Genomic DNA, 14,663 nt, shown 5'->3' on the forward strand with positions numbered 1-14,663 from the left:
ATGCAGGTACTTAACTCATTACGCAGTGCAAAGCAGCGTCACCCGGATTGCCAGATAGTCAAACGCAAGGGACGCTTGTACGTGATTTGCAAATCCAATCCGCGCTTTAAGGCGGTTCAGGGACGTAAAAAAAGACGCTAGACGCGCGTTTCTCGCCAGCTTTCCAGGGATCTTTTCTGTTTGCCATCGGCAGTAAAATTGTCGGTGGCAAGCCAGCGTTCAAAGGCGTTCGCCAGCGTCGGCCACTCTTTATCGAGAATCGAAAACCAGTCGGTATCCCGGTTGTGGCCTTTTATCACCAGCGCCTGGCGAAAGCGCCCCTCAAACTGAAAACCCAGGCGCAGGGCGGCCTTGCGGGAAGGTTCGTTCAGGCTATTGCACTTCCACTCATAACGCCGGTAGCCAAGGGTATCGAACACATACCGCATCAGCAGATATTGTGCCTCTGTCGACATGGGCGTGCGGCTTAACAGGGGAGAGAAGTGAACGTGCCCCACTTCCACGACCCCGTTTTTAGGATCGATCCGCATCAGGGACAGCGTTCCAACGGGGGACTGAGTCCGGTTATCCATCACGGTAAAGTGGATGGGATCGGATAACTCACTTACGCTCGCCACCCATTCGGCAAACTCCTCTGCGGTGGCATCGGGTTCACGCAGTAGCCACGTCCAGCTGCGGGTATCTTCGGCCAGGGAATACGCAGAGAACAGCGCCTGGGCATGCCCCACGCGCAGCGGCTCAAGCCGACAATAGTGACCCTGAAGGACCACCCGGGACGGGTGCTGACGGGGTTGCCAGTCGGTAAGCGCTTCGCCCACCGGCTGTCCGAACTGATTGAATGTCTTCATCTTAATTTCCGTGACGTTGAAAAGAGCTTCAGACTAGTGAATTGCTGGTTCCTTAAAAAGAACCACTGCGCTATGTTTTGATGGTGCCACGAGGAGGCGAGATGAATATACCGGGTGATGAATTTTATACCTTGCTCCACGCAGCCCTGAAAACACGCGGAGAAGAGACGCTCCAGCGCGCTCTCTACCTTGCTCTGCGGGAGGCCATACTGTGCGGAAGGCTACGATCCGGCAGCCAGCTTTCCGGTTCGCGAACGCTTGCTCAGCAGCTCTCCCTTTCCCGGAATACCGTCAATGCGGCGCTGGACCAGCTCACTCTCGAAGGGTATTTGCAGCGTAATCGCCAGGGAACGCGGGTGGCACAGTTAGCTCACCGTTCCGTCACCCGGACAATGCCGGACCCTGCCATCACGCTCGCAAAACGGGTCGGGCTGCTGCCTGCGCCAGTGCCCCGGGACACGCCTGTTCTGGCGTTTACCCCAGGCACGCCGGCCATCAACTATTTCCCTCTGCCGCTGTGGCGGCGACTGTACGATCGCGTGATGCGGGAGGAGGGAAATACTCTGCTAGGGTATGGCGACCCGGCCGGCGAGCCGTCGCTCCGGGCCGCGATTGCCCGGCATCTCGCCCTGTCCCGCGGCATTGACTGCGACGCCAGCCAGATTGTGATAACCGAAGGTGCGCTTGAAGGCGTCAACCTGTGCACGATGCTGTTGAGCGAGCCGGGGGATATCGCCTGGGTAGAAAACCCCGGCTATAGCGGGGCAAAAAGCGCGTTTGTTAAAACAGGCCTGGCAATGACGGGAATACCGGTTGATGACGAGGGAATGTGCTGGGAAGGGCTGGATGCGCCTGCACCCTCACTGATTTTTACCTCACCTTCGCACCAGTTCCCTTACGGTAGCGTGCTCAGCGCGCGGCGGCGGCTGGCGCTGCTGGAACTGGCCCGGCAGCACAACGCGTGGATCATTGAAGATGATTACGACAGCGAGTTCCGTTATGCCGGTGAGCCCGTACCGGCGATGCTGGGAATGGTCAACAATGCGCCCGTTGTGTATCTGGGGACGTTCAGTAAAACGCTGTTTCCGTCGCTCCGGATGGGATTTATGGTGTTACCGCCAGCGCTGGCGAAAGCGGCTCGCCCGGCCATCGGCTCGCTGTTGCGCGGTGGGCACCGTGCCGAACAGCGCACGCTGGCGCTGTTCATTGAGGACGGTCATTATGCTCGCCATCTTGCCGCCATGCGTCGGCTCTACCGTAAACGCTATCGCCAGCTGCGGGAGGTGCTGGGCGCAGAGCTTCATGCGCCGCACCGTATTCTGGCCGGTGAAGGCGGGATGCATCTGACGTTGGCGATAGACAATATTGATGACCAGAAACTGGTGGAGCAGGCGAGGGCGTTTCAACTGGCCCCCGCTGCACTGAGCGGGTACTACCTGGAGACGAAGCAGGGGCAAACCGGTCTGGTTTTAGGTTACGGCAATACCTCTGCTTCTCAGTTTGCCCCGGGGATCCGACGTCTGCAGGCGCTCATCACGCAGCAGCAGGGCGGGAAAGGCTAAAGACATCATAGAAAGAGAGCTGTCCTTTGGTGGAGACCATTTTCTGCAGTTTCTCTTTTTGCCCGGCTTCAACCGCCGGAGAATGCAGGATGTTTTCGATCAGTTCCGCTGGCACGAAACGCGTGTTGTACCATTCGCCGTTGTAGCAGACCCGGAAATCGAGCACGTCGATATCTTCGTAACGGTAGCGCGGATTCACGTCGAAAAAGAAAAAGGCGTTAAAGACGACAAACAGTACAACCAGCAGCCAGACGGAGTCCACCAGCGTTTCGGATGTCAGCATTACGATAAGCGTCGCCAGCCAGGCGGCATACATGGCGACAAACAGTCCAGGATGTTTGCGAATAAAGCTAATGCTAAAGCGTGGGCGATTGTCGCGCTTTTCGCGGAGGTTAAGATCGTCGATGGTGGCGGTAAGCAGGCGCTGTATCTCGGTCATTTTTTGCCTTCATGAGAGTTGACAATACAGGGTGTCTGCCAATTTTAGGGGAGCCATCAGGCTGAAAAAAGTAACAGTCTGGCGCTAAAAGACCATAACAGTTGGCTCCCCGTAACCTCACAGCGTTTTAATGATTTTGGCCGGGTTGCCGCCAACGACGACGTTAGCCGGGACGTCTTTCGTCACGACGGCGCCGGAGGCCACCACGACATTATCACCAATGGTGACGCCAGGGTTAATGACCGCCCGGCCACCAATCCAGACGTTATCGCCAATGCTGACAGGTTTTCCAAACTCCACGCCGCTATTGCGTTCCTCCGCATCCAGCGGGTGGGTTGCCGTATAAATATGAACACCCGGCGCGAGCATGCAGTTATCGCCAATATGAACAGGGCAGACATCCAGCATTACACAGTCGAAGTTAGCGTAAAAGTTTTTGCCCAGATAAATGTTATATCCATAGTCGCAGCGGAAGCTCGGTTCTATATAAGCGCCTTCGCTTTGTCCCAGAAGTTCCGCCAGAATGTTCTGGCGTTCTGTTTTTTCATCAGGTGCGGTGTGGTTATAGCGATAGACCAGATGGCGGGCTCGCAGTCGGTCGGCCCGTAACGTCTCATCGCCGGGACGATAATGTTCACCGGCAATCATCTTCTGTTTTTCTAAGCTCATTGGAAACCTCGCTGGATGTGATTACCGCAGGGTAATCTGAACAGGCCAGGAGGGGAACGTTCCCGAAAAGCCGATGTGACTGGCGTCACAACATTGCTGCTGAAAAACACGTTTTACACGGAGACCTGGCCTGGGCACAGGGAGTATAACGGGATAGGTAAAAACTGAGAACGAGGCGTAGAACTCTACAGACACCCTTCAAAGATTAACGGACAAATTTCCACACAGAAGTAGGGATTTTGTCATACAGCTTATTCATTGTCAGCTCGGCAAGACGATGGTCAGCGGCTGAATAAAATACCGCCAGCTCATTATCCGAAAGCTCGTATTTATTCTTTTCAATGACGCGCTCAAGCGTGTCAATTGACTGACAACGTCGTAAGCGCATCAAATAATCGACTTTTGTGAGTGGTTTATCAGACATAAATTCACCTTAGTAATTGTAATAATTTTAACAGGAAAGACTAACCGGGTTAGCTCTGCTCACGTTGACGAAACAGCGGAATAGCCGGTTCCCCGATTTACGCCATTTTTGCAAATCCTGGGCGTTAATGCCGTAACTGCTGAACAACATAAAGGTGTCGTCCAGGTATTCATCAATTTGCTCAATGAGCTTATTATCTTCATTGTACTTAATTTTATAATTAAGTGCGAAGGTTGCGATATGCTCTATCAGCTCATTCAACTGTAAATTGATAGCAGACGTTGGGTCGTTTACCCAGCCATGGTTGCTTTCATCAAGGTTGGCAAGGCAGTCATGGTACAAGGATTCGCAGAGAAATTTCAACTGCGCGATATCATGCCTTTTTGGCGAGTACTCGTCCATAGCGCATCCCCTTCTGAGTGATTTCTTACTCACCGAACATCATTGTCGGGATGGATACAACTGACTTAGCTACATGAGTGCTGTGTTCCTGATAACCTAACTATAAGCCACTCCTTCCTGGATTTCATCGCGCGATTACGAAAAATTACAAATAAAACCGCAGACATGCGAGCAAGTACGCAAATGGTCATCCCGGACTCAACTTTTTATCCAAATTAACGAGGGTGCTTTATCGCTTCCTTACGTTTCATCGGCTTAGCAAAATGATGAGAAAAGTTCAGATTCAGACTTATCTTTGTAAGAACTTCTTATTAGGAATATTCCTAATAACTTAAGCGGAGAAATGAAATTAAAAAAATCCTGAATTCACCGATTAAGTTATCAGTTAATTATGATATGTCTATTTAAGATGGCAGAAAATAAATAGAACCACAATAAGCGTAATTTATGATTTTTTCTGAAAATGAAAAAGGCCGCTAATGCGGCCTTTTTATCATGTGAAACCGGTATCAGTGAGGTTCTACCGAATGCGTGTGCTCAATATCCTCATTCTTCCGGCTGAAGCGGCGGCGAACCACCACGAAGAACACCGGTACGAAGAAGATAGCGAGTACGGTTGCGGTAACCATACCACCCATAACGCCTGTACCAACTGCGTTCTGTGCACCGGAGCCTGCGCCGGAGCTGATAACCAGCGGCAGTACGCCGAGGATAAACGCCAGTGATGTCATCAGGATTGGGCGCAGACGCATACGAACAGCCTCAAGCGTCGCCTCAATAAGGCCTTTACCTTCTTTCTCCATCAGATCTTTGGCGAATTCAACGATAAGTATCGCGTTCTTCGCCGACAAGCCAATGGTTGTCAGCAGGCCTACCTGGAAGTACACGTCGTTGGTCAGTCCGCGGAACGTTGCCGCAAGCAGCGCACCGATAACCCCAAGCGGTACCACCAGCATAACGGAGAACGGAATTGACCAGCTCTCGTACAGCGCTGCCAGACACAGGAAGACGACGATCAGTGAAATCGCGTACAGGGCAGGGGCCTGGTTTCCGGACAGACGTTCCTGATAGGACATACCGGTCCAGTCGTAGCCGATACCCGAAGGCAGTTTACTCGCCAGCTCTTCCATCAGATTCATGGCTTCACCGGTGCTTCGGCCCGGCGCGGCCTGACCCAGGATTTCCATCGATGGCAGACCGTTATAGCGTTCCAGACGCGGCGAACCGTATTCCCAGCGTGACGTTGAGAACGCCGAGAACGGTACCATCTGACCATTGCTGCCGCGCACGAACCAGCTGTTGATATCGTTTGGCAACATACGGTATTGCGCCTCTGACATCACGTACACTTTCTTCACGCGACCGCGGTCGATGAAGTCGTTAACGTAACTACCGCCCCAGGCGGCGCCCAGCGTGGTATTAATGTCACTGATGGATACGCCCAGCGCCTGGGCTTTCTCCTGGTCGATGTCGATTTTATACTGCGGCGTATCTTCCAGGCCGTTTGGACGCACGCCGACCAGCAGGTCAGGGTGCTTAGCCACTTCGCCAAACAGCTGGTTACGTGCCTGCGTCAGTTTTTCGTGACCCAGACCGCCCTGGTCAATCAGCTGGAAGTCGAAGCCGGTCGCGGTACCCAGTTCAACAATCGCTGGCAGGTTAAAGGCGAAGACCATCGCATCTTTAATCTGCGAGAAGGTGCCCATTGCACGGCCGGTGATGGCTTCAACCTTGTTCTTTTCTCCCGGACGTTCAGACCAGTCTTTCAGAGAAACGAAGGCAATACCTGTGTTCTGACCACGACCAGCAAAGCCAAAGCCGTTAACCGCAAACACGGATTCAACGTTGTCTTTCTCTTTGGTGAGGTAGTAGTCCGTCACTTCATCCAGCACTTTCTGGGTACGCTCTTGCGACGCACCCGCAGGAAGCTGTGCCATTGTCAGGAACACGCCCTGGTCTTCATCCGGCAGGAACGAGCTTGGCAGACGAACGAACAGGAACGCCATCCCCACCACGATGATGATATAGAGCAGCAGGTAACGACCGGTGCTGCGCAGGATGTTGCCCACGCTGTCGGTGTAGTGGTGCGTACTCTTGTCAAACATGCGGTTAAACCAGCCGAAGAACCCTTTATGCTCGCCGTGACCGCCTTTCTGAATCGGCTTCAGCATGGTGGCACACAGCGCAGGCGTCAGGATCAACGCGACCAGCACCGACAGCGCCATCGCGGAAACGATGGTAATCGAGAACTGACGGTAAATCGCACCGGTAGAGCCTCCGAAGAAAGCCATCGGGATAAATACCGCAGACAGTACCATCGCGATACCGACCAGCGCGCCCTGGATCTGACCCATTGATTTACGGGTCGCTTCCTTCGGCGGTAGACCTTCTTCCGCCATCACGCGCTCGACGTTCTCGACCACGACGATGGCATCATCCACCAGCAGGCCGATGGCGAGCACCATCCCGAACATCGTCAGGGTGTTTATCGAGTAGCCAAATATCGACAGGATCGCAAAGGTCCCGAGCAGAACAACCGGCACGGCAATCGTTGGGATAAGCGTCGCGCGGAAGTTTTGCAGGAACAGATACATCACCAGGAACACCAGGATGATCGCTTCTACCAGCGTTTTAACCACTTCGTGAATCGAAATTTTGACGAACGGCGTGGTGTCGTACGGGTAAACGATTTTCAGACCTGACGGGAAGAACGGTTCCATTTTCTTCAGCTCTGCGCGGATCGCCGTGGCGGTGTCCAGGGCGTTAGCACCTGTCGCCAGTTTGATACCCAGACCGGAAGCCGGTTTACCGTTAAACTTCGCGATGATGTCGTAGTTCTCACCGCCCAGCTCTACTTTTGCCACGTCGCGCAGGCGAACCTGGGAACCGTCCTGATTCACTTTCAGCAGAATTTTGCTGAACTCATCGGCAGAGGTCAGACGGGTCTGCGCGATGATCGAGGCGTTAAGCTGCTGGCCTTTCACCGGCGGCGTACCACCTAGCTGACCGGCTGCCACCTGGGCGTTCTGCGCTTTAATCGCATTGATCACGTCAACGGGGGTCAGCTGGAAGTTGTTCAGTTTGTTCGGATCCATCCAGATACGCATTGCGTACTGAGAACCGAACAGCTGAACGTCACCCACACCGGAAGTACGGCTGATGGCGTCCTTCATGTTGGCACCCACGTAGTCGGAAATATCCTCCTGCGTCATGGTGCCGTTGGTGTTGATAACGCCGACAACCATCAGGAAGCTGCTGGACGATTTCTCGACGCTCACACCCTGCTGTTGTACTTCCTGCGGCAGCAAAGGCATCGCCAGCTGCAGTTTGTTCTGTACCTGAACCTGCGCAATGTCAGCATCCGTACCTGACTGGAAGGTCAGGGTGATCTGAACTGTACCGGTAGAGTCACTGTTTGAGGACATGTACATCAGGTTATCGATACCGTTCATGTTCTGTTCGATAACCTGAGTGACGGTGTCCTGCACCGTTTTCGCATCAGCCCCAGGGTAGGTTGCGGAGATGGTCACCGCCGGTGGCGCAATCGTTGGATATTGCGCGACAGGCAGCTTCAGGATCGCAAGTCCCCCGGCCAGCATGATGATAATGGCGATCACCCACGCAAATATGGGGCGATCGATAAAGAAATTAGGCATGTCTTAACGGCTCCTGTTTAAGTTAAGACTTGGTTTGTTCTGACTGGCCAGCGGCCGAAGCTTGTTGTTTATCGTCAGATTTCACTTCCTGTGCTTTAACCTGCGCGCCAGGACGAACTTTTTGCAAACCAGAAACAATCACGCGATCGCCATCTTTCAGACCTTCCGTCACCAGCCATTTATCGCCAATCGCCTGGGTGGCGGTGATATTGCGCGTTTCGACTTTGTCATCTGCTCCAACAACCAGTGCGCTCGCATCGCCGCGTGGCGTACGGGTCACACCCTGCTGTGGAACCAGAAGGGCGGTTGGATTCGTTCCTTCTTCCAGACGCGCGCGAACGAACATACCTGGCAGCAGGTTTTTGTCAGGGTTCGGGAAAATCGCACGTAAGGTGATGGAACCGGTGGTCTGGTCGACCGTCACGTCAGAGAATTCCAGCGTACCTTCCTGCGGGAACTTGATACCATCGTTGGTAATCAGCTCCACTTTGGCTTTGCCGTTTTCCTGTTTCAGGGTGCCGTTAGCCAGCTCCTGTTTCAGGCGCAGGAAATCATTGCTGGACTGCGTCACGTCAACGTAGATCGGATCAAGCTGCTGCACGGTCGCCAGCGCGGTGGTCTGACCGTTCTGCACCAGTGCCCCTTCCGTGACTGAAGACTTACCAATACGACCGCTGATAGGGGAGGTCACTTTGGTATAGGCCAGGTTAATGCGCGCGGTTTCGACCGCCGCTTTGGCTGCCACTACGGCTGCGTTAGCCTGCTGCGCATCTGCCAGGGCGGTATCGTAATCCTGTTGGCTGATGTACTTGGTCCCGAGCAGTTTTTGATAACGATTCACCGTCAGCTGGGCAATTTTGGCTGCGGCCTGTGCTTTCGCCAGGTCGCCTTTCGCGCTTTCATAATTTGCCTGATAGGTTGCGGGATCAATCTGATACAGAGACTCACCGGCCTTCACATCACCGCCTTCGGTGAAGTTACGCTTCAGGATAATGCCACTAACCTGAGGACGCACTTCCGCAATGCGGTAAGCATTTGTACGGCCTGGTAACTCGGTGGTGATTTGTAGAGGTTCAGATTTGAGCGTCACGACGCCTACTTCTGGCGCCTGCTGAGCTCCTTGTTGAGCTGGTTTGTCGTCACATCCTGTTAGCGCTAAGCTGCCTGAGAGCATCAGAACGACCGCCAGAGGCGTTAACCCTCTGTTTTTGTTCATATGTAAACCTCGAGTGTCCGATTTCAAATTGATCAAGGGTCCTGAGTCTAAAACCCGTTGCTGCGTTTATATTATCGTCATGCTATGGTACATACATTCACAAATGTATGTAAATCTGACTCCTGTAAATTCACCCACCTATGGCACGAAAAACTAAACAACAAGCGCTGGAAACCCGACAACACATTCTGGATGTGGCAATACGTTTGTTCTCTCAGCAGGGTGTTTCGTCAACCTCGCTGGCACAAATTGCTCAGGCTGCCGGTGTGACGCGGGGAGCGATTTACTGGCATTTTAAAGATAAGTCAGATCTGTTCGGTGAAATCTGGGAGCTTTCAGAGTCCAGCATTAGCGATCTCGAGAGTGAGTATCGGGCAAAATTCCCTGATGATCCACTCTCAGTAATGAGAGAAATATTAGTATATATCCTTGAAGCGACGGTAGTTGAAGAACGTCGCAGATTAATGATGGAAATAATTTATCATAAATGCGAGTTCGTGGGCGAAATGGCGGTGGTGCAACAGGCGCAACGCAGCCTCAGCCTCGAAAGCTATGACCGTATCGAACTGAACCTGAACCTGTGTATGCAGGCAAAGCTGTTACCGGCCAATCTCTTGACCCGCCGGGCGGCTATCCTGATGCGCGGCTACATTTCAGGTCTGATGGAAAACTGGCTGTTTGCCCCGCAATCCTTTGACCTCAAAGAGGAAGCCCGCAGCTACGTGGCGATTTTACTGGAAATGCTACAGCTCTGCCCGACGCTGCGCAGCGACGCGCCGTCGCTAACTGCCTGAGTCATTTCCAGGATTTATCTCAGAGGCTCACGTTCGCGCTATTCTGCTTCCGGCGAGCGTGATATTCTTCACGCCGGACTATTTTCGGTCATCTTCTGACATCATTCACAACTATGCTGCCCATCAATCGCTCGCAACATCCTGTTTTTGCATTGCTCTTTGCGATGCTGTTTTTCTTTGCCACGGCGCCGCTGACCTGGGCCCGCGCCGATAACAGCAATGACATTCCCTCGCGTGGCGATGTTCAGTCGCAGCTCGACGCGCTGAACAAACAAAAAGAGCTCTCTCCTCAGGATAAGCTCATCCAGCAGGATCTGACGGAAACGCTGGAAACACTGGATAAAATTGAACGCGTCAAAGCCGATACCGCCCAGCTTCGTCAGAAGGTGGCGCAGGCCCCTGAAAACATGCGCAAGGCGACGGAATCGCTGAATGCCCTGAGCGACGTCGATAACGATACCGAAACGCGCAAGACGCTCTCGACGCTCTCTTTACGCCAACTGGAGTCGCGCGTCGCGCAACTGCTCGACGACCTGCAAACCGCGCAGTCCGACCTCGCGACCTATAACAGCCAGCTTGTCTCCCTGCAAACCCAGCCGGAACGCGTGCAAAACTTGATGTACTCCGCGTCTCAGCAGCTGCAGCAGATCCGTAACCGTCTGAATGGCACGACGGTGGGAGAGGGAACGCTGCGCCCGACCCAGCAAACCCTGCTGCTGGTTCAGCAGACGTTGCTCAATGCACAAATCGAACAGCAGCGTAAAAGTCTGGAAGGGAATACGGTGCTGCAGGACACCCTGCAAAAACAGCGCGATTACGTCACCGCCAACATTAATCGTCTTGAACACCAGCTTCAGCTGTTGCAGGAGGCGGTAAACAGCAAGCGCCTGACGCTGACGGAAAAAACCGCCCAGGAGGCCGTATCGCCTGATGAGACCGCCCGCATTCAGGCGAATCCGCTGGTGAAACAGGAGCTCGACGCCAACCACCAGCTTAGCCAGCGCCTGATACAGGCGACGGAAAAGGGTAACTCACTGGTTCAGCAAAATATCAAAGTGAAGAACTGGCTGGATCGCGCGCTGCAGGCTGAGCGCAACATCAAAGAGCAGATCGCGGTCCTGAAGGGCAGCCTCCTGCTGTCGCGTATTCTCTACCAGCAGCAGCAGACGCTCCCGTCCGCTGATGAGCTGGAAGACATGACCAACCGCATCGCGGATTTGCGTCTGGAACAGTTTGACGTCAACCAGCAGCGCGATGCCCTTTTCCAGAGCGATACCTTTGTCGCCAAAATTGAAGAGGGGCATTCCAGCGACGTGAACCCGGAAGTGCACGACGCGCTGCTCCAGGTCGTCGATATGCGTCGCGAGCTGCTGGACCAGCTCAACAAACAGCTGGGTAACCAGCTGATGATGGCCATTAACCTGCAAATCAACCAGCAGCAGCTGGTGAGCGTCTCGAAAAGTCTGCAGGAGATCCTGACTCAGCAGATTTTCTGGGTAAACAGCAACAAACCGATGGACTGGGACTGGATTAAATCCTTCCCTGAGACGCTTAAAACGCAGATCAAGAGCATGAAGATCACCGTGAACTGGGAGAAAGCCTGGCCTGCGGTGACGATTGCCTTGCTGGCGGGATTACCGCTGCTGCTGATTGCTGGCCTGATCCGCTGGCGTCTGGCCTGGCTGAAAAAATACCAGGCGAAGCTGGCCTCCGAAGTGGGGCAACTGCGTAACGATAGCCAGCTCCATACGCCAAAAGCGATTCTCATCGATCTCATTCGCGCCCTGCCGGTGTGCCTGATTATTCTGGCTGTGGGCCTGATTCTGCTCACGATGCAGCTCAACGTCAGCGATCTGCTGTGGGCGTTCAGTAAAAAACTGGCGCTGTTCTGGCTGGTGTTTGGCGTGTGCTGGAAGGTGCTGGAAAAAGACGGCGTGGCGGTGCGTCATTTCAACATGCCTGCGCAGCTGACCAGCCACTGGCGTCGCCAGATTGTGCGCATCAGCCTGGCCCTCCTGCCGCTGCACTTCTGGTCGGTTGTTTCTGAGCTTTCCCCGCTGCATCTGATGGATGATGTGCTGGGCCAGCTGGTCATCCTGCTGAACCTGCTGTTGATTGCGATCCTGATGTGGCCGATGTGCCGCGACAGCTGGCGTGATAAAGAGTCCCACAATATCCGTCTGGCCACCGTGACCGTGCTGGCGATCATTCCGCTGGCGCTGATGGTGCTGACGGCAACGGGCTACTTCTATACCACGCTGCGCCTGTCCGGGCGCTGGATTGAAACGGTCTATCTGGTGATCGTCTGGAACCTGCTCTATCAGACCGTACTGCGCGGCCTGAGCGTGGCGGCCCGCCGCATCGCCTATCGCCGTGCCATTGCGCGTCGTCAGCATCAGGTGAAAGAGGGGGCCGAAGGCGCGGAGCCACAGGAAGAGCCGACCATCGCGCTGGAGCAGGTTAACCAGCAGACGCTGCGTATCACCATGCTGGTGATGATCGCCCTGTTTGCGGTGATGTTCTGGGCTATCTGGTCCGATCTTATTACCGTTTTCGCCTATCTCGACAGTATTACCCTCTGGCAATACAACGGTACCGAAGCGGGCGCGGCGGTCATGAAAAGCGTGACCATGGGCAGCCTGCTGTTTGCGCTGGTGTCGTCGGTGGTGGCCTGGGCGCTGATCCGCAACCTGCCAGGCCTGCTCGAAGTGCTGCTCCTGTCACGTCTGAATCTTCGCCAGGGGGCGTCCTACGCCATTACGACGATCCTCAACTACGTGATCATTATTGTTGGGGCGATGACGGTCTTTGGTTCGCTTGGCGTCTCGTGGGATAAACTGCAGTGGCTGGCGGCCGCCCTCTCGGTCGGTCTTGGTTTTGGCCTGCAGGAGATCTTCGGTAACTTTGTCTCCGGCCTGATCATCCTGTTCGAACGTCCGGTACGTATCGGCGATACCGTTACTATCGGCACCTTCTCCGGTACGGTCAGCAAGATCCGTATTCGTGCCACCACCATCACCGACTTCGATCGCAAAGAGGTGATCATCCCGAACAAAGCGTTCGTGACCGAGCGTCTGATCAACTGGTCACTCTCGGATACGGTGACGCGCGTGGTGATCCGCCTGGGCGTGGCCTATGGATCGGATCTGGATAAGGTGAAAGAGGTGCTGCTGAAGGCGGCGTCTGAGCATCCGAAAGTAATGCACGATCCGGCTCCGGCGGTCTTCTTCACCACCTTTGGGCCGAGTACGCTGGATCACGAACTGCGTTTATACGTGCGTGAACTGCGTGACCGCAGCTACACGGTGGATGAACTTAACCGTTCTATCGATCGTCTGTGCCGTGAAAACGATATTAATATCGCCTTCAACCAGCTTGAGGTTCACCTGCGTAACGAGAAAGGTGATGAGCATACGGAAGTGAAGCGCGACATTAAGGGCGACGACCCGACTCCGGCTTAATCTATTTTCCCTCTCCCTGTGGGAGAGGGTTAGAGTGGGGGGGAAGTTTCCCCTCAAAATCCCGCCGTACAATCTCCAGTGCCTTAAGCACCGTTTCGGCGGGGATCTCATGATTCTCCAGCAGCATAATCAAATCGACGGCCAGCTTGACCTCATCGGGTGCATTTTCCAGTGACATGGGTGTGGCTCCTGTTAACGGGTCAAACGTTCAATGACGCGCTCAATGTCATCCAGTGCCTGACGGCAGCGGACGATGCGTCCTTCCAGCGCGCTAATCTCGCGCATCAATAGCTGCTGCTCTTCCAGCGTTTCGCTGTTGTTCAGACGCACCTCGCGTTCGCGCTTCATCTCAAACAGTCGGCGTTCAAACTCCTGGTTCTCCAGCCGCTTGCGCTGCCATTTACCGAGCCCCGGGGAGGCGCTGTCCCAGGCGCGCAGCGGCCAGGCGGCGATTTCGCGATGCAGCGCGGTGATCTGCTCGGTGAGATGCGCCGCAAGCCACGCCACCTGTTCCTGCTGTTCACTCTCAACCGCATGGCGAAGCTCGTCGAGATTCGTCTGCGCTTCCGCCAGGTAATCCTTAATGACGGTGCTGCGGGTACGAAAAAGCTGTCGGTCAAAGCGCGGCTTCAGCGTGGCGTGCCCCATTAGCGGTGTAGCCTGCTCCCGCAGAGCAATTAGCTGATTTTGCAGCCTCTCAAAAAGCAGTGCTGTTTTCAAGGCGCTCTCCAGTGGTAAAGTAGCCGTTCAGTTTGATAACGATTCGCATTATGAAGCGTACTATTTTAATCATCATTGGCTGGCTCGCGGTAGTGCTTGGCACGCTGGGTGTGTTTTTACCCTTACTGCCGACCACGCCATTTATCCTGCTGGCGGCCTGGTGCTTCGCCCGCTCGTCGCCGCGTTTTCACCACTGGCTGCTCTACCGCTCATGGTTTGGCGGCTATCTGCGGCACTGGCAAAAACACCGGGCCATGCCGCCCGGCGCGAAGCCGCGCGCGATCGCAGTGATCCTCATCACCTTCGCTATTTCATTATGGCTGGTGAAAATGATGTGGGTACGTATTCTGCTGCTGGCGATCCTGACCAGCCTGCTTTTCTTTATGTGGCGGATCCCCGTGGTTGATGAAAAGCAACAAAAGCACTGAAGCCTCATCATGGCTGTTGCAATTATCACGCGCAGCCAGTAAAT

Annotated in this window: 14 protein-coding genes; 5 read left to right on the forward strand and 9 right to left on the reverse strand. The window is 54.4% G+C overall.

Features of this window, described 5'->3' with window-relative positions:
* Window positions 1–141 (forward strand): type B 50S ribosomal protein L36, encoded by a 141-nt coding sequence (ykgO, locus tag GXP72_RS05155; protein WP_003859006.1) that lies wholly within the window; start codon window positions 1–3, stop codon window positions 139–141.
* Here ykgO and GXP72_RS05160 read toward each other — a convergent pair.
* A complete protein-coding gene (locus tag GXP72_RS05160) occupies window positions 138–848 on the reverse strand; it encodes a GNAT family protein (protein ID WP_208763566.1) in 711 nt (236 codons plus the stop codon). The two genes, ykgO and GXP72_RS05160, sit on opposite strands and share 4 nt — an antisense overlap.
* A 101-nt stretch (window positions 849–949) precedes the next feature.
* Between GXP72_RS05160 and GXP72_RS05165 the strand changes: the two genes are divergently transcribed.
* Window positions 950–2,410 carry a PLP-dependent aminotransferase family protein gene (locus GXP72_RS05165; RefSeq protein WP_208763567.1) on the forward strand — a complete coding sequence of 487 codons (1,461 nt, stop codon included), beginning with the start codon at window positions 950–952 and terminating at the stop codon, window positions 2,408–2,410.
* Here the strand turns inward: GXP72_RS05165 and GXP72_RS05170 are convergent.
* From GXP72_RS05170 to acrA, 6 genes are all read right to left on the reverse strand, one after another.
* Complete coding sequence (locus tag GXP72_RS05170) at window positions 2,382–2,849, reverse strand: YlaC family protein (protein WP_024906844.1); 468 nt, start codon at window positions 2,847–2,849, stop codon at window positions 2,382–2,384. The two genes, GXP72_RS05165 and GXP72_RS05170, sit on opposite strands and share 29 nt — an antisense overlap.
* A 117-nt stretch (window positions 2,850–2,966) precedes the next feature.
* Complete coding sequence (gene maa, locus GXP72_RS05175; protein WP_090417995.1) at window positions 2,967–3,518, reverse strand: maltose O-acetyltransferase; 552 nt, start codon at window positions 3,516–3,518, stop codon at window positions 2,967–2,969.
* Between the two features lie 205 nt (window positions 3,519–3,723).
* Entirely contained in the window at window positions 3,724–3,942 is a 219-nt protein-coding gene (locus GXP72_RS05180; protein WP_010428174.1) for an HHA domain-containing protein, read from the reverse strand.
* A gap of 27 nt (window positions 3,943–3,969) precedes the next feature.
* A complete protein-coding gene (gene tomB / locus GXP72_RS05185) occupies window positions 3,970–4,344 on the reverse strand; it encodes an Hha toxicity modulator TomB (RefSeq protein WP_008499288.1) in 375 nt (124 codons plus the stop codon).
* Between the two features lie 509 nt (window positions 4,345–4,853).
* Window positions 4,854–8,000, reverse strand: coding sequence for a multidrug efflux RND transporter permease subunit AcrB (gene acrB, locus GXP72_RS05190; protein WP_024906846.1), 3,147 nt, complete (start codon window positions 7,998–8,000; stop codon window positions 4,854–4,856).
* 22 nt (window positions 8,001–8,022) lie between these two features.
* Window positions 8,023–9,216: a multidrug efflux RND transporter periplasmic adaptor subunit AcrA gene (gene acrA, locus GXP72_RS05195; protein WP_024906847.1), complete on the reverse strand. Its 1,194-nt coding sequence runs from the start codon at window positions 9,214–9,216 to the stop codon at window positions 8,023–8,025.
* Between the two features lie 140 nt (window positions 9,217–9,356).
* Between acrA and acrR the strand changes: the two genes are divergently transcribed.
* Both acrR and mscK read left to right on the forward strand, forming a co-directional pair.
* Window positions 9,357–10,010 (forward strand): multidrug efflux transporter transcriptional repressor AcrR, encoded by a 654-nt coding sequence (gene acrR, locus GXP72_RS05200; RefSeq protein ID WP_090417992.1) that lies wholly within the window; start codon window positions 9,357–9,359, stop codon window positions 10,008–10,010.
* 113 nt (window positions 10,011–10,123) lie between these two features.
* Window positions 10,124–13,471: a mechanosensitive channel MscK gene (gene mscK / locus GXP72_RS05205; protein ID WP_061715857.1), complete on the forward strand. Its 3,348-nt coding sequence runs from the start codon at window positions 10,124–10,126 to the stop codon at window positions 13,469–13,471.
* A 1-nt stretch (window position 13,472) separates the two neighbouring features.
* Here mscK and rsmS read toward each other — a convergent pair whose 3' ends face one another.
* Window positions 13,473–13,649, reverse strand: coding sequence for a pleiotropic regulatory protein RsmS (gene rsmS / locus GXP72_RS05210; RefSeq protein WP_048991481.1), 177 nt, complete (start codon window positions 13,647–13,649; stop codon window positions 13,473–13,475).
* A gap of 14 nt (window positions 13,650–13,663) precedes the next feature.
* The gene (gene priC / locus GXP72_RS05215; RefSeq protein ID WP_208763568.1) at window positions 13,664–14,191 is read right to left on the reverse strand and encodes a primosomal replication protein N''; all 528 of its coding nucleotides are present in this window, start codon (window positions 14,189–14,191) and stop codon (window positions 13,664–13,666) included.
* Between the two features lie 50 nt (window positions 14,192–14,241).
* On the opposite strand from priC, the gene GXP72_RS05220 reads away from it, so the two are divergent.
* Window positions 14,242–14,619 carry a DUF454 family protein gene (locus tag GXP72_RS05220; RefSeq protein ID WP_090417986.1) on the forward strand — a complete coding sequence of 126 codons (378 nt, stop codon included), beginning with the start codon at window positions 14,242–14,244 and terminating at the stop codon, window positions 14,617–14,619.
* Window positions 14,620–14,663 lie beyond the last annotated feature (44 nt).

Origin of the sequence: Enterobacter sp. SES19 (assembly GCF_011765665.1) — a bacterium.
GTDB classification, from domain to species: Bacteria; Pseudomonadota; Gammaproteobacteria; order Enterobacterales; family Enterobacteriaceae; genus Enterobacter; species Enterobacter pseudoroggenkampii.